General features: G+C 72.3%; 14 protein-coding genes. 8 read left to right on the top strand and 6 right to left on the bottom strand.

Annotation, left to right across the window (positions count from 1 at the left end; genetic code table 11):
• The first annotated feature begins 155 nt into the window (after window positions 1–155).
• From BJ958_RS18190 to BJ958_RS18180, 3 genes are all read left to right on the top strand, one after another.
• Window positions 156–1,205: a DNA adenine methylase gene (locus BJ958_RS18190; RefSeq protein WP_179728306.1), complete on the top strand. Its 1,050-nt coding sequence runs from the start codon at window positions 156–158 to the stop codon at window positions 1,203–1,205.
• A gap of 21 nt (window positions 1,206–1,226) precedes the next feature.
• Complete coding sequence (locus tag BJ958_RS18185; RefSeq protein ID WP_179728305.1) at window positions 1,227–1,796, top strand: hypothetical protein; 570 nt, start codon at window positions 1,227–1,229, stop codon at window positions 1,794–1,796.
• Window positions 1,797–1,928: 132 nt separating this feature from the next.
• Window positions 1,929–6,161, top strand: a complete 4,233-nt coding sequence (locus BJ958_RS18180) for a peptidase associated/transthyretin-like domain-containing protein (RefSeq protein WP_179728304.1) — start codon at window positions 1,929–1,931, stop codon at window positions 6,159–6,161.
• 25 nt (window positions 6,162–6,186) lie between these two features.
• Here BJ958_RS18180 and BJ958_RS18175 read toward each other — a convergent pair whose 3' ends face one another.
• The 3 genes from BJ958_RS18175 to BJ958_RS18165 form a co-directional block, all read right to left on the bottom strand.
• On the bottom strand, window positions 6,187–7,035 hold the full coding sequence (locus BJ958_RS18175) for a hypothetical protein (protein WP_179728303.1): 849 nt from the start codon (window positions 7,033–7,035) through the stop codon (window positions 6,187–6,189).
• Between the two features lie 199 nt (window positions 7,036–7,234).
• Window positions 7,235–10,741 (bottom strand): indolepyruvate ferredoxin oxidoreductase family protein, encoded by a 3,507-nt coding sequence (locus tag BJ958_RS18170; RefSeq protein WP_179728302.1) that lies wholly within the window; start codon window positions 10,739–10,741, stop codon window positions 7,235–7,237.
• Window positions 10,738–11,844: a Leu/Phe/Val dehydrogenase gene (locus BJ958_RS18165; RefSeq protein WP_179728301.1), complete on the bottom strand. Its 1,107-nt coding sequence runs from the start codon at window positions 11,842–11,844 to the stop codon at window positions 10,738–10,740. Before BJ958_RS18165 ends, BJ958_RS18170 begins: the two co-directional genes overlap by 4 nt.
• Before the next feature lie 131 nt (window positions 11,845–11,975).
• Here BJ958_RS18165 and BJ958_RS18160 point away from each other — a divergent pair, with 131 nt between their 5' ends.
• Window positions 11,976–12,425 carry an AsnC family transcriptional regulator gene (locus BJ958_RS18160; RefSeq protein ID WP_179728300.1) on the top strand — a complete coding sequence of 150 codons (450 nt, stop codon included), beginning with the start codon at window positions 11,976–11,978 and terminating at the stop codon, window positions 12,423–12,425.
• A 13-nt stretch (window positions 12,426–12,438) separates the two neighbouring features.
• Here BJ958_RS18160 and BJ958_RS18155 read toward each other — a convergent pair whose 3' ends face one another.
• Both BJ958_RS18155 and BJ958_RS18150 read right to left on the bottom strand, forming a co-directional pair.
• Window positions 12,439–13,260: an SDR family oxidoreductase gene (locus BJ958_RS18155; RefSeq protein WP_179728299.1), complete on the bottom strand. Its 822-nt coding sequence runs from the start codon at window positions 13,258–13,260 to the stop codon at window positions 12,439–12,441.
• A gap of 88 nt (window positions 13,261–13,348) precedes the next feature.
• Window positions 13,349–13,936 (bottom strand): TetR family transcriptional regulator C-terminal domain-containing protein, encoded by a 588-nt coding sequence (locus BJ958_RS18150; protein WP_179728298.1) that lies wholly within the window; start codon window positions 13,934–13,936, stop codon window positions 13,349–13,351.
• Window positions 13,937–14,223: 287 nt separating this feature from the next.
• Between BJ958_RS18150 and BJ958_RS18145 the strand changes: the two genes are divergently transcribed.
• Entirely contained in the window at window positions 14,224–15,648 is a 1,425-nt protein-coding gene (locus BJ958_RS18145) for an APC family permease (RefSeq protein WP_179728297.1), read from the top strand.
• Window position 15,649: 1 nt separating this feature from the next.
• Window positions 15,650–17,005: a flavin monoamine oxidase family protein gene (locus BJ958_RS18140; protein ID WP_179728296.1), complete on the top strand. Its 1,356-nt coding sequence runs from the start codon at window positions 15,650–15,652 to the stop codon at window positions 17,003–17,005.
• Window positions 17,006–17,075: 70 nt separating this feature from the next.
• Here the strand turns inward: BJ958_RS18140 and BJ958_RS18135 are convergent, their stop codons facing one another.
• Window positions 17,076–17,549 (bottom strand): nuclear transport factor 2 family protein, encoded by a 474-nt coding sequence (locus tag BJ958_RS18135; RefSeq protein WP_179728295.1) that lies wholly within the window; start codon window positions 17,547–17,549, stop codon window positions 17,076–17,078.
• A 153-nt stretch (window positions 17,550–17,702) separates the two neighbouring features.
• On the opposite strand from BJ958_RS18135, the gene BJ958_RS18130 reads away from it, so the two are divergent.
• Together BJ958_RS18130 and BJ958_RS18125 are read left to right on the top strand one after the other, a co-directional pair.
• Window positions 17,703–18,899 (top strand): ABC transporter substrate-binding protein, encoded by a 1,197-nt coding sequence (locus BJ958_RS18130; protein WP_179728294.1) that lies wholly within the window; start codon window positions 17,703–17,705, stop codon window positions 18,897–18,899.
• 70 nt (window positions 18,900–18,969) lie between these two features.
• On the top strand, window positions 18,970–19,827 hold the full coding sequence (locus BJ958_RS18125; protein WP_179728293.1) for an ABC transporter permease subunit: 858 nt from the start codon (window positions 18,970–18,972) through the stop codon (window positions 19,825–19,827).

Raw genomic sequence — 19,827 nt, 5'->3', positions numbered from 1 at the left:
CGGAGCGCGTGTCAAGGCCGGTTCCTAGCGTTCTGGCTGCCTGGGCACGGCGACGATCATCCCCCCGAGACTCGCCGTGCCCGTGCCCGCCGCGCGGCGTGGGGCCGCGCGGCCCGGGTCCCGCCGTCCGCCGCTGCGCGAAGTAGCCTCGGTCCGTGCTCAAGTACCTGGGGTCCAAGCGGACCCTGGTCCCCGTGCTCGGCGACATCGCCGAGGCGGTGGGGGCACGGACGGCGGTCGACCTGTTCACCGGCACGACGCGGGTCGCGCAGGAGTTCAAGCGACGGGGCCTGGTCGTGACGGCGACCGACCTGGCGACGTACAGCCAGGTGCTCAGCGACTGCTACGTCGCGACCGACGCACGCGACGTCGACCTGCAGGAGCTGGACAACGAGCTCAAGCGGCTGGCGGCGCTGCCGGGCGAGGCGGGCTACTTCACGGAGACGTTCTGCGTGCAGTCGCGGTTCTTCCAGCCCAAGAACGGCGCCCGGGTGGACGCGATCCGCAACGCGCTGGAGAGCGAGCACCGGGGCTCGCCGCTCTACCCGATCCTGTTGACCAGCCTGATGCTGGCGGCCGACCGGGTCGACTCGACCACGGGCGTGCAGATGGCCTACCTCAAGCAGTGGGCGCCGCGGTCCCACAACGACCTGGTGCTGCGCCGGCCCGAGCTCCTCCCCGGCAGCGGTACGACGATCGGCGGGGACGCGATGCAGACCGTCGACGTGCTGCCGGCGGTCGACCTGATGTACCTCGACCCGCCCTACAACCAGCACCGCTACTTCACGAACTACCACATCTGGGAGACCCTCGTCCGCTGGGACGCACCCGAGCACTACGGGGTGGCGTGCAAGCGGATCGACAGCCGGGACCCGGGGACCAGGAGCGTCTTCAACGCCCAGCGGGAGATGCCCGCGGCGTTCGCGGACCTGGTCCGGCGCGCCCGGGCCGAGGTCGTCGTCGTGTCCTACAACGACGAGTCGTGGATCACCGCCGAGCAGATGATGGACTCGTTGCGCCACGCGGGGCACGAGGACGTGCGGATGCTCGAGTTCGACAGCAAGCGCTACGTCGGCGCGCAGATCGGCATCCACAGCCCCTCGGGCAAGAAGGTCGGGACCGTGTCGCGGCTGCGCAACGTGGAGTACGTCTTCGTCGCCGGGCCGACCGCGAAGGTCGAGGCGGCCATGGCCGCGGCCGGCTGACGCGAGGCGATAATGCGCCCCATGCTCTCGATCCGCCGTCCCGCCGTCCTCGTCGCCGCGACCCTGCTCGTGCTCACCACCGGCTGCTCCTCCGACGGTGGGGACACGGACGCCGGCACCGACGCGAACCCGACGGCGCCGAGCACGCCGCCGCAGACCGCGCCGGCCCCCACGATCGACACCGACGTGGCCACCAGCCCCCAGGGCCGGGCGATCGACACGTGGGCGGCGGCGTACGCGCGGGCGATCAACCAGGGCGACCACTCCTTCACGGGCGTGGCCGACGCGCCGGCGGTCCGGGAGTGGATGGAGCGCCACGCCGCGCCCGAGTGGGGCCGCTACCTCCCCGGCCCGCTGCCGGTCGCGCCCCTGGGCGTGCGCCCGGTCGGCGACACGGAGCGCGAGGTCGAGGCCTGCGTGCAGGTCTCCGGGTGGTCGCAGGAGTCGAGGTCGGTCCGTCGGACCCGCTCCCGCGACGTCGTCGGGATGACCTTCCGGGTGACCCAGGCGACCGGCGGCTGGCAGGTCGAGCGGATCACCAGCGCCGAGGTCGACTGCCGGGGCGTCGTACCGCCGACCCGGAATTGGTGAGGACCGGATTTGAGACCGGTCTGCACAACTTCTGCGGATCGCCGGACACGGGCTGCTCGCGCTGGTTAACCTCCGCCGAGCAGCCGCAGGTCTCCGGGACGTGCGGCGCACACGACTATGGGGAGTCGATTGATGGAGGCGCACGCCCGCGGACCGGTGGTCCGCCTGCTCACCGCGGTGCTGACCACCGCGCTGGCCCTCGTCGGCCTGGTCGCGCTGACCACCGCCACGGCGCCGGTCGCGAACGCCGCGGCGGGCAGCATCAGCGGCACCGTCACCGCGGCCGGCACCGGCACGCCACTGGCCGGCATGACCGTCGTGGCGTTCTGCAACGAGGACGGCGACTGGTACTGGTGTGACGACACCATCAGCGGGCCGGGCGGCGCGTACAGCTTCGACCTCCCGGCGGACACCTACCACGTCGGCGCCTACAGCGACGACAACCGGTACGCCGCCACCTTCTTCGGCGGCACCGACGAGGTCAACGCCGCTGACCTGGTCCCGCCGGTCGGGGACGTCGACCTCGTGATGGCCCCGAACGCCGCGGTCAAGGGCCGCGTCGGCACCGGCCTGCTGAACGCCGCGGTGCCGGACGCCGAGGTCTGCCTCTACCAGCAGGTCACCTACGACGGCGACACCTGGTGGGACTGCGCCGGCTGGGCGACCACGGGCAGCAACGGCACCTACACGGTGTATGCCGCGCCGGGCACCTACCGGGTCGGCTTCTCGGTCCCCGACAACCACCTGCGCGAGGTCTACTACGCCAACGCCTCGACCGTCGAGACCGGCACCAACGTGGTGCTGACGTCCGCGGGCCGCACCGGCATCAACGTCAAGATGGTCCCCAACGCCAAGGTGACCGGCAAGGTCACCGCCGAGGTCGGCGGTGCCGCGATCCCCGGCGCGCAGGTCACGGCCTACCAGCAGGTCCAGTACGACGGCACCGCGGAGTGGGAGCCGACCCGCGGCGCCGTTGCCGACGCATCCGGCACCTACGAGCTCTACCTGGCCCCCGGCACCTACCGGGTCCAGTTCGACAACGCCTGCACCGACGACGGCCCCTGCAGCGCGGTCTACAAGCCCGAGTTCTGGAACAACAAGGACACCGTCGAGACCGCCACCGACGTCACGGTCCCCAACAGCGGGACGGTGACCGGCATCAGCGGCGCCCTGTCGAAGAACGCCAGGATCACCGGCACCGTCACCGCCGAGGACGGCGGCGCGGCGATCGCACACGCCGAGGTCGCGGCGTGGAAGAAGGTCACCGAGTTCTACGAGGGCGAGACCTACACCTACTGGGAGCCCGTCGCCTGGGCCGACGCCGACGACGCCGGCGCCTACACCCTCTACGTGCCCACCGGCAGCTACCGGGTCTCGTTCGACGACGGCTGCCCCGGCGGCGAGCCCTGCACGGACCTGTACCAGCGGGAGTACTGGAACAACGTGGCCACGGTCGAGGCGGCCGCCAACGTGGCGGTGACCGCGCCGGCGTCGTACCCCGGGTTCAACGCAACGCTCGCGAAGAACGGCAAGATCACCGGCACCGTGACTGCCGAGGACGGCGGCGCTCCGCTCGCCGACATCCAGGTCGTCGCCCTCGACGAGGAGACCTACGAGTACGACGGTGAGACCTACACCGACTGGAGCCCGGTCGGCTTCGCGACCACCGACGCCAACGGCGACTACACGCTGTACGCGCCTCCGGGCACCCACCGGGTCGGCTTCTCCGAGGACTGCTGGGGCGCGGGGTGCCGCTACCTGAGCGAGTTCTACGACGACGCGGCGACCCCGGAGCAGGGCGTCGGCGTCACGATCGCCGGCCCGGCCACCGTCACGCCCGACATCGATGCCGCCCTCGCCGAGGGGTCGAAGATCTCCGGCACGCTCACCGACAACGCACACGTCCCGGTCGAGGACGCCTTCGTCACGGTGTACGCCCAGGACGGCGGCGAGTGGACCGAGGTCGCCTGGACCTGGTCCGACCGGCACGGCAACTACGCCGCCCTGGTCCCGGACGGCAGCTACCGGATCGGCTTCACCTCGTGGGACGGCTCGTTCACCGACGAGTTCTACGACGACAGCCACACCCTGGCCGACGCCGACACCGTCGTGGTCGCGGGCGCGGACGAGCCGCACGTCGACGCGACGCTCGGCCTGTCCCTGTTCAGCGACACGGCCCCGTCGATCCCGGACGCCGACCCGAAGGTGGGCGAGACCGTCACGGCCGACCCCGGCACCTGGTCGGCGACGCCGGACGCGTTCGCCTACCGCTGGTTCCAGGACGGCACGCTCATCGCGAACGCCACCGGCAAGGACCTCGTGGTCCCCGCCGGCGCGCTCGGCAAGACGCTGACCGTCGAGGTCACCGCGACGAAGGCCGGGTACGCCACCGGCGTCGCGACCTCCAGCCCGTCGGCCGTCGTCACCCAGGGTGTGCTCACCAGCACCGCCAAGCCGAGCATCTCCGGCGCCGCCACCGTCGGCAGCACCGTCACGGCCCTCGAGGGCACCTGGTCGGCGACCCCGGACGCCTACACCTACGAGTGGTTCCAGTCCGGTACGCCGAGCGCCATCGGCACCGGGAAGGAGCTCGTGGTCCCCGTGGGTGCGCTCAACAAGACGCTGACGGTCAAGGTCACGGCGACCAAGGCCGGCCACGCGAGCGCCAATGCCACCTCGGACCCGACCGCCGCGGTCGCTGCGGGCGGGCTCGACAACACCGCCAAGCCGGCGATCACCGGTGACGTGAAGGTCGGCGGCACGGTGACGGCGAGCGACGGCAGCTGGACTGCGACCGGCGCGCCGACGACCCCCACACTCACCTACCGCTGGTTCCAGGCCGGCAAGGCCGACCCGATCGGTACCGCCAAGACGCTGGAGGTCCCGGCCGGTGCGCTCGGCAAGGCGCTCACGGTCGAGGTGACCGCAGCCAAGCCGGGCTACGGCGACAGCACGGTGGTCTCGGACCCGACGGCCCCGGTCGCCGCTGGCACGTTCACCAACATCACCAAGCCGGCGATCACCGGTGACGTGAAGGTCGGCGGCACGGTCACGGCGAGCGACGGCACCTGGTCGGCGATGCCGGGCTCCTACAGGTACGAGTGGTTCCAGGCCGGCTCGCCGGACTCGCTCGGCACCGGCAAGCACCTCGTGGTCCCCGCGTCGGCGCTCGACAAGACGCTGACCGTGAAGGTCACGCCGCAGAAGCTCGGCTACAACCAGCAGGGCACCGCGACCTCCGACCCGACGGCTGCTGTCGCCCTCGGCGACCTGGCGAGCAACGACGCCCCGACGATCACCGGCACCGTCAAGGTCGGCAAGCAGGTCTCGGCCGGCAACGGCACCTGGTCGGCGACGCCGGACAGCTACACCTACCGCTGGTTCCAGGCCGGCACGGCGACCCCGATCGGCACCGGGAAGGACCTCAGCGTCCCGGCCGGTGCCGCCGGCAGGGCCCTCACCGTCGAGGTCACCGCGAAGGCGCCGGCGTACCACGACGGGGTCGCCACCTCCGCGCCCTCCGGCGCGGTCGCCCTCGGAGACCTGGTGAACAACACCGCCCCGTCGGTGAGCGGGACGGCCCAGGTCGGCAAGACGCTGACGGCGAACCCGGGCACCTGGACGCCGGCTCCGGCAGCGGACGGCTTCGCCTACCAGTGGTTCCAGGACGGCACGCCGATCCCGGACGCCACCGGCAAACAGCTCGTCGTCCCGGCCAGCGCCGAGGGCAGGACGCTCACCGTCGAGGTCACCGCCACGGTGGACGGCTACGCGCCCAGCTCGGTGGAGTCCGTGGGCACCGGCGCCGTCGTACCGCCGACCGCCGTGACGGCCACGAGCAAGCCGGGCATCATCGGCACGGCGCAGGTCGGGCAGACGCTGACCGCGCAGGACGGCACCTGGTCCACGACGCCGGACAGCTTCACCTACCGGTGGTTCCAGGTCGGCTCGAAGACCCCGATCGGCACGGGCAGGACGTTCGTGGTCCCGCCGGGTGTCGTCGGCTGGTCGCTCGTGGTCGAGGTGACCCCGGTCAAGGCCGGCTTCACCGGCGTCCCGGCGCTGTCCGCGCTGACCGCGCCGGTCGTCCTCGGGAAGCTGCAGGTGAGTGGCAAGCCGACGCTGAGCGGCACGGCCAAGGTCGGCAAGAAGCTCAAGGTCGTCCTGCCGACGACGGCGCCGGCCGGTGCCACGGTGAAGATCCAGTGGCTCCTCGGGAAGCAGCCGATCCCCGGCGCGACCAAGAAGGCGCTCAAGCTCAACACCAAGCTGTACCGCGGCACCAAGGTCCGCGCCGTCGTGGTCTGGACGCTGCCCGGCTACGCACCGGTGACGCTGAAGACCGCGAAGGTCAAGATCGGCTGAGCCGAGCCCGCACCCGCCCGAGCGGTCAGGAGGCGACCCGTCTCCTGACCGCTCCCGCGGCCAGCGCGCCACCCCCGCCGACCAGCAGCCCACCCGCGACGGTCAGCAGGACGAGCCCGGCGGGTGCTCCGGTCTGCGGCAGCCCGGTCTCACGGGCCATGCTCGTCTGCGCCTCACGCACGGGAGTGAGCTGCACCTCCTCGACGCCGGCCACCTGCCCGTGCGCGGCCGGCAGCACCCCTGCGTCGGGCGGCAGCTCGGACGTCGGCACGCCGCTCGTCGGGCACTCGCTGTCGGCGACGTCGCGGGCCCGCTCGCCCCGCTCGGCCCAGCGGATCGCGACCGAGCCGAGCTGTCCGTCGGAGAAGGCGTAGGGGAAGACGCCGGCGAAGCCCTGCCCGAGCAGCGCGTGGAAGTCCACGATGATCGGGTGGGAGTACACCTCCGCGAGCCCCGGCCTGCGGACGTACTTGCACACGACGACCCGGTGCTGCCGATCCGCGCCGGTCGCGCCGCCGGGCGCGGGAGGGACGTCGCCCGGGCCGGGTTCGTCGGTGGAGGGAGCGCCGGTGACCGGGCTGTCCGGCGCACGGTGGCCCTGCGGGCCGGGTGCCGGTCGGACGCCGTCGGATCCGGGAAGACCTCGCCCGGGGGCGGAGTCGGGGACCTTCGCCGTGGCCGGCAGCGGAGGGCGGTGGTCCGCGGGTGGGCCAGGGTCTGCCGGCGGGGACGCGTCCGCCGCGGCGCCGTTGGGCACGCCGCCCTTGTCGGCCACGGCGGGACCGGCGAGTCCGGTCAGGGCCAGCGTCACGACGGGCAGCAGGAGAGGGAGGCCGAGGCGCAGGCGGGCGCCGGAGCGGGATGCACGGGACATGTGGGAACCCCCAGGGACACGACGCGGGAGCACGTCGACAACGGTGGCGGGCTGGCCCCGAGGCCAGCAGAGGGAGCGCCCGGACCGCGTCCGCACCAAGGTGCGTGACCCGGACCGTGCACTCCCTCCGCAGCGGAGTTACCCGACGTCCTCGCGTTGATTCACCCCGGCGGTCGTGACGTCCCCGCCGGTCCCCGACTCACACAGCAGGCGGCGTGACACCGAGCTCGCGCATCGCGGCGGCGTACTCCTCGACGTTGCGCAGCTTGACGCTCTCGTAGCCGCGGACCAAGTCGGGCAGCTCGGCGATCCGCACCGCCCGGTCGTACGACGCCGCGTCGCCCAGCTCGGACGCCAGGTCGGTGACCAGGGTCCGGTAGTGGTCGCGCAGCTCGCGCTCGACCTTGCGCAGGTGGGCGTAGCCGAACACGTCGGCACGAGTGCCGCGCAGCGACTTCATCCGGGCCAGGGCACGCAGCGAGCCGTGCGACCTCGGGCCGAACGAGATCTTCGACTTGCGGCCCATCGCGCGCAGCACCGGCGGGTGCAGCTTGAAGGCGATCGTGCCGCCGGGGAACGCGTCACCGGTCGAGGCGAGGAAGGCCGGGTCGGTGAGGAGCCGGGCGACCTCGTACTCGTCCTTGTACGCCGTCAGCTTGAACAGGTTGCGTGCCACGGCCTCGCTGAACCGGGTCTCCGACGTCGCGGCCCGCTCGGCGGCGGCGACCTGGGCGACCAGGGCGACGTAGGAGTCGGCGAGCCTCTCGTCCTGGTAGGCGACCAGGTCGGCGGCCCGCTGGCTGACCAGGCGGAGCAGCTCGCCCTCGAGGCCGGCTGCCGCGACGGACGCAGGCACCGGGAGCGCGCGGACCGGGGCAGGGGAGGCGGCGGCGCCGGCAGCCATGAAGGCGGCCGGGTCGGTGACCGCGACGCGGCCCCAGCGGAAGGCCGCGATGTTGGCGGCGACCGCGGTTCCGTTGATCTCGATGGCCTCCTCGATCGCTGCCGCGGGCAGCCGCAGCGCGCCGGTCTGGTGGGCGGCACCGACGAGCAGGAAGTTCGCGGCGACGGTGTTGCCGAAGATCCGGTCGGCCGCCTCGAGGGCGTCGAAGTCGAACAGCTCGACGCTGGCGGTGCGGACCCGGTCGAGCAGGCCGGCCTCGTCGGGGTGCTGCACCTTCGGGTCGTGGACCATCGCACCGGTCGCCGTGCGGCTGGTGGAGACGACCGTGCGGGTGGTCTCCGGGTCGCCGTACGTCAGGTTGCGGTCCTCGGCGAGGGTCAGCAGGTCGAAGCCGAGGAAGCAGTCGGCCGAGCCCGGCGTGAGCCGGTTGGCCGGCTCGAGGTCGCCGGCGGCGAACCGCAGGTGACCGGTGACCGGGCCGGCCTTCTGGCTCAGGCCGGTCTGGTCGAGCGACTCGACGGCGTACCCCGCACGCAGGGCGGCCGTGGCCAGCACCTGGTTGACGGTGACGATGCCGGTGCCGCCGATGCCCGCCATGAAGACGTTCTGGGTCGCGGTGACCGGCTCGTCGGCCGTGCTGGCCGCGACGCTCGGCGGCGTCGGGTACGAGCGCTTGGCCTTCGCGGCCTTCCCCGCCCTGGAGGCCCTGCGCTTGCGGCGCGGCTCCGTCTCGACCACGACGAACGACGGGCAGTCGCCGTCGAGGCAGCTGTAGTCGGTGTTGCACGACGTCTGCTCGATGCGGGTCTTGCGGCCGTACTCGGTCTCGACCGGCTGCACCGACAGGCAGTTGCTCTTGGCGCCGCAGTCGCCGCAGCCCTCGCACACGGCCTCGTTGATGACGACCCGCTGGGTGCGGGCCGGAAGGCCGCCCCGCTTGCGCTGGCGGCGGGCGTCGGCGGCGCAGTGCTGGTCGTAGATCAGCACGGTCACGCCCGGGGTGTCGCGCAGGATGCGCTGGGCCTCGTCGAGGCGGTCGCGCTCCCACAGCAGGGTGCCGGCCGCGAGGTCGCGGCGGCGGTGGCGGCCCGGGTCGTCGGCGCAGACGATGATCTTCGCGACGCCCTCGGTGCTCAGCTTGTGGGTCAGCTGCGCGACGGACAGCGCGCCCTCGGCGTCCTGGGCGCCGGTCATCGCGACGACCTCGTTGAACAGCAGCTTGTAGGTGATGTTGACCCCCGCCGCGATGCAGGCCTGCACGGCGAGCTGGGCGGAGTGGAAGAAGGTGCCGTCGCCGACGTTCTGGAAGATGTGACCGGCGTCGGTGAACCACGCCTGCCCGATCCACTGCGCACCCTCGCCACCCATCTGGGTCACGCCGGTGACGGCGCTCTCCGGGCGGTCGGAGATGGTGACCATCGCGTGGCAGCCGATGCCGCCGCCGCCCATGGAGCCCTCGGGCAGCACGGTGGAGCGGTTGTGCGGACAGCCCGAGCAGAAGTACGCCGACCGGTTGACCGGCAGCAGCGGCAGGGAGGTGCGCGGGCGCTGCGGCGGGGCGACGGTCAGCCAGCCCTCGAGCGCGTGGCGCAGCGGCGCGAGCAGCCGACCTGCCGTGAGCTCGCCGTCGGCGGGGATCAGCCGCTGGCCGGCGGCGTCCAGCTTGCCGAGGATCCGCGGCGCGTTCGCGCTGCCGTAGAGCAGGTCGCGGACCTGCATCTCCATGAACGAGGTCTTGTCCTCGACGACCACGATCTCCTCGAGCCCGTCGGCGAACCGGCGCACGGCCTCGGGCTCGACCGGGCTCATCATGCCCATCCGCATCACCCGGACGCCGGCCGCGACGAGGGCCTCGTCGGTGACGCCGAGGTCGGTGAGCGCCTGGCGCAGCGAGTCGTAGCAGCTGCCCGAGGCCACCAGGCCGAGCCGGGCGCCGGGGGCGTCGACCTCGACCACGTTGAGGCCGTTGCGGGCGGAGTACTCGTGGACGAGCGCCGTACGCGGCCCGACGAGCTCGGCCTCCGCGCCGACGATCATCGCCGGGCGGAGCACGATCGGGCTCTGCGTGTAGGCGTAGGGGTGGCCGTTCCAGTCGATCGTCGGGGTGACCGGGGTCAGGTGGACGTCGGAGCTGTCGACGACCCATGCGCCGTCGGCGACGTCGGCGACGATCTTGAGTGCGACCACGCAGCCGGTCGAGCGCGACATCTCGATCGCGTGCAGGCCCAGGGTGACGATCTCGGTGGAGTTGCGGGGGAACAGCACGGGGATGCCGAGCGCGGCCAGGGACCGCTCGCTGACGGCGGGCACGGTCGACGACTTCGACGCCGGGTCGTCGCCGACGAGCAGGACGGCGCCGCCACGGCGGTTGACGCCGTACATGTTGGCGTGGCGCAGGGCGTCGGTCGCCCGGTCGACGCCGGGGCCCTTGCCGTACCAGAAGCCGGTCACGCCGTCGTACTTGCTCGTGCCGAGCGGCAGGTCGACCTGGCTGCCCCACACGGCGGTGGCGGCGAGCTCCTCGTTGAGGCCGGGCACGAAACGGATGGCGTTCTCGTCGAGCACGTCCTGCATGCCGGCGAGCATCCGGTCCAGGCCGCCGAGCGGGCTGCCCTGGTAGCCGGACACGAAGGTCGCGGTGTTGAGGCCGCGGCGGCGGTCGAGCGCGCGGTGCTCGACGAGGAGGCGGGCGATCGCCTGGACGCCGGTGAGCAGCGTCGGCGGGGCGTCGACCCGGAACCGGTCGTCGAGGTCGTACGGCGCAGCCGGCTCGCCGGCCGGTCGGTCGAGCAGCTCGGTCATGCGCGGACCCCCTCGGTGGTGGTGCCGCGGGCGGGCGCCGCGGCGAGGCGTTCGGCGACGATCTCGGCGGCGACCTCGCTGGGCAGCCGGCCGCTCTCGTCGGAGCGGGTGAGGATGGCGCGCACGGTGGTCGCGATCGCGGCGACGTCGCCGCGGACCTCCTCGGGCGCGCGCTCCCAGATCTCGCCGCCGACCTGGATCAGGCCACCGGCGTTGGCGACGTAGTCGGGCACCCAGGTGATGCCGCGCTGCTGGAGCAGCGGCGCGACCGACGAGTCGAGGAGCTGGTTGTTGGCGGCGCCGCAGACGATGCTCGCGCGGATCGCGTCGACCGAGCCCGGGGTCAGCGTCGCGCCGAGCGCGCACGGGGCGTAGACGTCGACCGGGGCGTCGAGGACGGTGGCGCGCGTGCTCACCGCCGGGTGCGCCTCGACGATGCGGTCCAGGGCGGCCTCGGACGCGTCGGACACGACGACCTCCGCGCCCTCCTCGAGGAGCAGCGCGACCAAATGGGTGCCGACCTTGCCGATGCCCTCGACGCCGACCGACCTGCCCTTGAGGCCGTCGGGACCCCAGCGGTGCTCCGCGGTCGCCCTCATCGCGCTGAACACGCCGTACGCGGTGGAGAAGCCGCTGTCGCCCGAGCCGCCGTTGTGGCCGACGACGTACCGCGTGGCGGTGGCGACCGCGTCGAGGTCCTGTGCCGTCGTACCCACGTCGGCGGCGGTGAAGTAGCGCCCGGAGAGCGTGTCCACGAACCGACCGTACGCCGCCATCAGCTCCGGCGTCTTGATCGAGTCGGGGTCGCCGATGATGACGGCCTTGCCGCCGCCGAGGGCGATGCCCGCGGCGGCCGCCTTGTGGGTCATGCCCTGCGAGAGGCGCAGCACGTCGGTGAGCGCCTCGGCCTCGCTGGCGTAGGGGTAGAACCGGGTGCCGCCGAGCGCCGGGCCCAGCCGCGTGTCGTGGATCGCGATGATCGCGCGCAGGCCGGTGGCCTCGTCGCGGCAGAACACGACCTGCTCGTGGCCGGCGGAGCCGAGCTCGTCGGTGCGCTCGAAGACCAGGTCGACGGGTTCGGTGGGGGCCGCGGTGAGGGTCATGCGCACGAGCCTGGGGCCTGGTGGGCCGGGTCACAAGGCTTGTCGCCCGCTTTGGCGTCGATCCGCAATCCGTGCGGCGAAGGACCGGCGCCACACGCAACAAAGGCCTCGCCAGGAGTAGATTTCGTTGCGTGAGCGATGCTGCCGTCCTCGATGCCACCGACCGTGCGATCCTCGACCTGCTGCGCGAGAACGCGCGCCGCCCGCTGCGCGAGATCGCGACCGCCGTCGGCCTCACCGTCGCGCCGGTCCAGCGCCGGATCGCGCGGCTGGAGAAGCTCGGCGTGATCGAGCGCTACACGGTCAAGATCAACCACGGCCGGATCGCGACCGGCATCGAGGCGATGACCGAGCTCCACTTCGGCGACGACCTCGACCTGGCCCAGATCATGGAGTTCGTCGCGCAGGTCCCCGAGGTCGAGGAGGTCCTCACCCTCGCCGGCGACCCGGACGCGCTCGTGCGGATCCGGGTCGACGGGGTGGAGGACCTGCGCCGGGTGGTCGGCATCCTGCGCTCGGGACGCGCGGTCGCGAGCACGAAGACGCTGGTCGTGCTGGAGCAGTGGACCCGGTTCGGGTGAGGGCCGGCGCCTGCTAGCCCAGTGCGATCGAGGGAGCCGTCCGGTTCTGGATCATCTCCGCCCGCGCGGCGAGGCCCGCGTCGGTGAACGCGGGGTGCGTGATCACCCAGTACTCGCCGGCGGCGACGGCCTCGAGCACGATCTCGGCGTACTGCTCGCCGGGGATGCCCTCGTCGAGGTTCTGCTGGGCGAGGTACTGGTGGAAGCCGAGCAGGGCGGGGTCCTCGGTGTCGGGCGCCTGGGCGAAGATCTCGCTGCGGACCGGGCCGGGGGTGACCACGGAGACCCTGACCGGCGACTGCGCCATCTGCAGCTCCATGGCCAGTGACTCGGTGAGGCCGAGGACGGCGAACTTGGTGGCGGTGTACGGCGCCATCATCGGGCTGGGCAGGAAGCCGCCGACCGAGGAGACGTTGACGACGTGGGCCGCGGTGCCCTGGGCGACCAGGCGCGGGACGAAGGCGCGGATGCCGTTGACGACGCCGCGCAGGTTGACGTCGATGGCCGTGTCCCAGTCGTCGGCGGAGATCGCCCACGAGTAGCCGATCCGCATCACCCCGGCGTTGTTGACGACCAGCTCGACACTGCCGAAGCGCTCGAAGGCGGCCTCCGCGAGGCGTTCCACGGCGTCGGCGTCGGCGACGTTCGTGACCACGGTCAGCACCTCGCCCGGCAGATCGGCGGCGACGGCCGCGAGCCGGGCCTCGTCGATGTCCGCGAGCACGAGGTTCATGCCGAGCGACGCGGCGTGCTGCGCGAGCCCCTTGCCGATGCCGCTGCCGGCACCGGTGATCACCGCGGTGCGGCCGGAGAAGACGTCGTGGGCCCTGCTCATGGGGAACCTCCCTGGTCGTTGGTGGCCTCACTGTGGTGAGGCCGGCCGGGGGAGGGCCGGTCGGTCCCGCTGGACGGGATCGGTGCGATCAGGCGGGGACGAGGCTCGCGCGGGTGTGCCCGATCGCGACCTCGCGCTGGGCGGTGCCGCCGCCGTTGACGATCGCGATCGCGAAGCCGTCCCACATCGCGCGGAGCCGGGCCGAGAGTCCCTCCGCGTCGGCGACCCCGGGCAGGCAGGCGCGCAGCACCGCGACCAGGTCGTGGTGCCAGTGGTCGTCGAGCTCGCGCTGGGCGGCCGCCAGCTCGGCGTCGTACGGCGCCCGCGCCCACAGCTCCAACCACAGCATCCACCGCGGGTCGCGCTCGTCGACCGGCAGGAAGACCCCGGCGAACTCGAGCACGGTGGCGAGGTCGCCGGTGCCGGCGGCGGCCCGCTCGACGAGGGGGGCCCGCTGCTCGGCGTACTGGCTCTCGCTCCAGCGCAGCGTCTCCAGGAGCAGGCCGTTGCGGGTGCCGAAGTAGTAGAGGAGGTGGCCGCCGCTGGTCTCCAGCCGGGCGGCCAGCGAGGCGATGGTGACCTTGCCCAGTCCCTGCTCGGCGATCATCTCGAGGGTCGTGGCGAGCACCTGCTCGCGGGGCCGGTCCAGGCGCCGGTTCGATCGGGTGCGTGCCACGCCCACACCTTAGGGAACCACTGATCGATCGCGCCTGCTGCGCCCCGCGATGCACGCGCGCCGGCGGCGTTGCAGACGCTCGACGTGCGCCCAGCATGGCTTCGCGCCTGCGCCTTGCCGCCGCACGCGCCTCGCGACGCTCGCGACGTCGCCATCGATCAGTGGTCCCCTGGACAAATCGCGCCGGGGTCTTGACGCGGGGCCGTGTCGTACGTCACTTTGAATGTCGTTCAAACTTTTGTACGGCGTTCAAAGTACGTCGAGAGGCACTGCCGAGGAGTCCGGGAATGACCGAAACCATCACCGCGAGGGCGGCGGGGACCGCGCCTGCCGACGGGCACGAGGGAACCGAGGGACACGGGGGAGGGCTGGCCCGTGTGCTGGGCCCGGCCGGCGCCGTGCTGCTGGTGCTCTCGTGCATCACGCCGGCCTCGAGCCTGTTCATCATCGTTCCCGAGATGATGGCCAGCCAGGGCAGCGGCGTGGTCCTCACGATCCTCGCCGGCATCCTGATCTCGGTCGCGGTCGGCGCCTGCTACGCCGAGCTCGGCACCCGCGTCGCCAGCGCCGGCGGTGAGTACGCGATGGTCACCCACACCCTCGGCCGGTGCGCCGGCTGGCTGACCTTCGCCCTGTCCGGCGTGCTGCTCTGGGTGATCCCGCCCGTCATCGCGCTCGGCACCGCCGACTACCTCTCGGACCTGGTCAGTCTCGACCGCGCGGCCACCGGTGCCGTCGTCATGCTCGTCGCCACCGGCATCGCCCTGCTCGACATCCGCGCCAACGCGCTGGTCACCGGCATCTTCCTGCTGCTCGAGATCGTGGCGGCGGCCGTCGTCGCGCTGCTCGGTGCCGCGCACGTCCAGCGCGGTCCGGGCGAGCTGCTGAGCGCGCACGTCCTCGGCGACAGCGGTCTCGAGCCGTTCACCGCGGCCCTGCTGGTCTCCGGGCTGACCGTCGGCGTCTTCGTCGTCAGCGGCTTCGGTACGGCGGCCTACCTGGCCGAGGAGGTCGTCGAGCCCCGCCGCAACGTGGCCCGCGTCGTGTTCTGGTCGCTCGGCCTCGGCGGCCTGGTGATCCTGGTCCCGACCGTCACCACCGTGCTGGCCGTCGACGACCTCGGTGCCCTCGCGACCGGCGACTTCTCCGAGTTCGTCCGGGCCTGGGGCGGCGACGCCACCGCCGTCGCGGTCAACCTCGGCATCGCGATCGCCATCCTCAACGCCGCCATCGTGATGGTGCTGCAGAACAGCCGCGTGGTCTACGCCTCCGGCCGCGACCGCGCCTGGCCGCCGGCGGTCAACCGTGCGCTCAGCCTCCTCGGCCCGCGCTACGGCGCCCCGTGGGTCGCCACCCTCGTCATCGGCATCCCGGGTGCCGTCCTCGCGTGGGCCGTCGACATCGAGGCCCTGCTGGGCATCACCTCGGTGGTCATCTCGGCGATGTACGTCGCGCTCGCGATCGCGGCGATCAAGGTGCGCCGGATGAGCACCGCCCCGGGCTGGCGGATGCCGCTGTGGCCGCTGCCGCCGCTGCTCGTCGTGCTGGCGGTCGGCTACGCCCTCGTGGGCGCCGACCCCGTGGACCTCGCCATCACCGGCGGCATCCTCGCCGCGGCCCTCGTCTACTACCTCACCTACCTCGCCCGCCGGCCCGACGAGCGCTTCGTCGTCATCGACCCGACCGACGAGCCCGCCCTCCAGGAGATCTGAGATGACCCACCACGACGTGATCGTGATCGGCGCCGGCGTGACCGGCCTGACCGCCGCCTGGCGCCTGGCCGAGGCCGGCCGGGACGTGCTGGTGCTCGAGGCCCGCGACCGGGTCGGCGGTCGCCTGCGCACCGACCTGACCGACCAGGCGGGTGAGCCCGCCCTGTTCGAGATCGGCGGCCAGTGGGTCTCGCCCGACCAGGACGCGCTCATCGCGCTGGTCGACGAGCTCGGCCTGGCCATGTACTCCCGCCACCGCGACGGCGACTCGCTGTACGTCGGCCGCGACCGCGTCGCGCGCCGCTTCGCCGAGGAGCTGCCGGTCTCGGCGGCCACCAACGCCGCGATCGTCGAGCTCACCAAGAAGCTCGACGAGCTCGCCGCCGCGATGGACCCGGCCCGGCCCTGGGAGCTCGACGACGCCCGCCACCTCGACAGCATCTCGCTGCGCACCTGGCTCGAGGAGCAGTGCGACGACGCCGAGGCCCGCGACAACGTCGCGCTGTACCTCGGCCCGGCGATGCTGACCAAGCCCGCCCACGCGTTCTCCGCGCTGCAGGCGGTGCAGATGGCCGCGAGCGCCGGCTCGTTCAGCAACCTGCTCGACGCCGACGTCATCCTCGACCGCCGCGTCGTCGGCGGTCTCCAGTCGGTCCCGCTCGAGCTGGCCCAGCGGCTCGGCGACCGGGTCCGCCTCGGTCAGGACGTCACCCACGTCGAGTGGGACGAGGACGGCGTCGTCGTCCACGTCGGTGACGAGCAGCACGCCGCTCGCCGGCTCGTGGTCGCCGTACCCCCGACCGTCGTGCGCCGCGTCCGGTTCACCCCCGAGCTCCCCGCCGAGCACCGGATCGCGCGTGAGCACCAGTCCTTCGGGCTCGTGATCAAGGTGCAGGCGATGTACGAGACCCCGTTCTGGCGCGAGGCCGGCCTCGACGGCACCGCCTTCGGCCCCTACGAGCTGGTGCACGAGGCCTACGACAACACCCCCGAGGGCGAGCCCCGCGGCGTCATCGTCGGCTTCGTCTCCGACGTCAACGCCGACGCCGCCGGTGCGCTGGGCGAGGACGCGCGCCGCGAGCGGGTCCTCGACTCCCTCGCGACCTACTACGGCGAGCAGGCCCGTCACCCGATCGCGTACGTCGAGAGCGACTGGCAGCACCAGGAGCTCACCGGCGGCGCCTACGGCACCAGCTTCGACCTCGGCGGCCTCACCCGCTGGGGCCACGTGCTGCGCCAGCCGGTCGGCCCGATCGAGTTCGGCAGCAGCGACGTCGCCGGCCACGGCTTCCAGCACGTCGACGGTGCCGTGAGGGTCGGCTCCGAGATCGCCGCGGGGGTCCTCGCGGCAGGCTAGGGCGCGAGCCGCTTCGGCGGTCGATCGGTCGGTGAGCCCACCGGGTGCCAGGAGACGGCGCCCGGTGGGCTCAGCCGTCTGCGCGGACCTTCCGCACCGGTCCGGTCGCGATCACGTCGACGCTCAGCGCGCGGCGCGCGATCAGCCAGCGGTCGTCGATGCGCGCGTACGCGTCGTCGTAGTGCAGGTACCAGGTCAGGTCACGGGCCCGGCCGTCCTCGTCCACGCTCACGTGGTGCGCCTCGCAGGCGACCCGACCGGTCGCTCGGTCGGGATCTCCGGGATCGGCGTCCGCGACGCGGCCCACCACCGCGTGGAAGGTCGCCGCGAAGCCGGTGAGCCGGCCGAGTGCGCCGATGACCGCGTCGCGACCGCGCACCTCGACGGTCGGGCGCAGGGAGGTGGGCGGGTCGGGCAGGACCAGCTCCGCGTCGGGCGTGAACAGCTCGCCGACCGCCGTGAACGCGCGTTGGTCGACGAGCACGGCGTAGCGATGGACGAGGTCGTCGAGGTCGAGCCGGTCGACCGGGGGCAGGCGTGGCATGAGCACAGTCACATCTTGCCCTAGCGTTTGCTTGGTTTGTCACCTACTATGACGATTCGTAATACCCCGGAAGGTCATAGCGAGAGACTCGGCTTCTCGTGTCGTACTGGTGGGCCTGCCCGGTCTGCCCATGGTCATCAGAAGGAATCTGGGATGAAGACACGTCTGTTCAAGGTGGTCGGCGGACTCGCCGCCCTGGCCCTCGTCGCGGCGGGTTGCGCCGGCGAGGACTCCGGCAGCGCCAGCAAGGACGGTGAGTACCGCGTCCTCGTGCTCGGCGGCATCTCCGCCGAAGGACCCCTCGCCGACAACGCCTCCACCTCGGTCCTGTCGGCGAAGGCGGGCGTCGCGCTCGTCAACGCCAACGGCGGCATCGACGGCAGGAAGGTCAAGCTCGAGGTCCTCGACGACCAGGCCGACCCGACCGTCGCCGTCACCAAGCTGCGCGAGGCGATCGCCAAGGGCAAGCCCGACCTGGTCCTCAACTCGGGCCCGTCGACGGTCGCCGACGCGACCCTGCCGATCCTCAAGCAGAACAGCATCCTGTCCTTCAACATCGGCCCGACGGCGACCTCCGCGGACCCGAAGGCCAACCCGTTGAACTTCGACATCTCGGCCGGCGCCCAGGACCAGCTCGACGCGTTCCCGCCGTACTTCGAGGAGAAGGGCTACAGCAAGGTCGGCATCCTGCACGGCTCCAGCTCCTACGGCGAGGTCTACGGCGCCGCGGCCGAGAAGACCCTCGACGGCGCCGGCCTCGACGTCGTCGCCAACGAGGAGTACGACGTCGCCGCGCTCGACATGACCGCCCAGCTGGAGGCGATCCGCGCCAAGAACCCCGACGCCCTCGTGCTCGACGCGTACGGCGCCCCGCTCGGCTACGTCCTCAAGGGCATCGAGAAGCTCGGCTGGAAGGTGCCGATCGTCGGCAACACCTCGGTCGCCGCGACCAGCCTGATCTCGACCGAGCCGCCGTCGGGCGTCCTCGGCACCCCGGCCACCGAGAACCTGGTGATGCAGGTCTACACCAGCACGGCGTACGACGCGGCCGACACCGCCGTCGTCGACCTGGTCGCCCGGATGAAGGAGATCGACGCGATCAAGTCGACCCTGATCCTGGCCTACAACAACGACGCCCTCGCCCTGGTCCAGGCCGCTGCCGAGGAGGCCGGCTCGACCGACCCGAAGAAGCTCGCCGAGGCGCTGCTCGACCCCAAGGTCCAGGAGGCGGCCGACACCGCGGTCATCGGTACCTACCGCTTCACCGCTGACAAGCACTCGGCCCAGCCGGGTCCGGAGGAGTTCACCTTCATCGCCCCCGGCCCGATCAAGGACGGCCAGTTCCACTGATGCGCTGACGCCGGCGGGGTGGGGCTCCCCCATCCCGCCGGCGTTCGCCGTACGACCTGAGGGAATCACCGTGACTCTGATCTGGGGTGGCCTGTCCCTGGGGGCGATCTACGCGATCGTCGCCATCGGCTACAACATCGTCTTCATCTCCTCGAAGACCTTCAACTTCGCCCACGCGCAGCTGACCATGGTCGGCGCGTTCGTGGCCTACACCGGTCTCGTGACCTGGGACCTGCCGGCCGTCGTCGTGGTCGCGATGGCGGCAGCGGCCGTCGCGGTGGTCGCCGCGATCGAGGAGCGGATCGCGATCCGTCCGGTCGGCGACATGCACAACATCCTGGTCACCACGCTCGGTGCCTCGATCCTGCTCGACGGCATCGCCCAGCTGACCTGGGGCACCCAGCCCCTGACCGTCCCCTTCTTCGGTGGGGACGAGGCCATCACCCTGCTCGGCGGCCGGGCCTACCCGGTCGAGCTGTTCTTGATCGTGCTGGCCGTGCTGCTCGTCGTCGCGCTCGGCGTCTACAGCCGCCGCTCGCTCACCGGCCTCGCCCTGCTCGGCATGGCCGAGGACCGCGAGGCCGCCCTGCTCCGGGGCGTGAACGTGCGCCGGATGGCCTTCATGGCCTTCGTGGCGGCGGGCGCGCTCGCCGGCTTCGCGGGCATGTTCGTCGGGTCCAAGACCTTCGCCGTCTCCACGCTCGGCGCGGCGCTCGCGCTCAAGGGCTTCGTGGTGCTGGCCATCGGCGGCTTCGGCTCGATGCCGGGCACGCTCGTCGGCGGCACGCTGGTCGGGCTCGCCGAGGCCTACGCCTCGCGCTACCTCGGTGGTGAGTTCGCCAACCTCACGGTGTTCCTGATCCTCATCACCATCTTGATGGTGCGTCCCGCCGGGCTCTTCGTCCGCACGAAGGAAAGGGTGGTCTGA

It is taken from the genome of Nocardioides kongjuensis, from assembly GCF_013409625.1.
Taxonomy (GTDB): domain Bacteria; phylum Actinomycetota; class Actinomycetes; order Propionibacteriales; family Nocardioidaceae; genus Nocardioides; species Nocardioides kongjuensis.
Note: the sequence above shows the minus strand (reverse complement) of the source record. Positions and strands in the feature narration are given on the sequence as shown.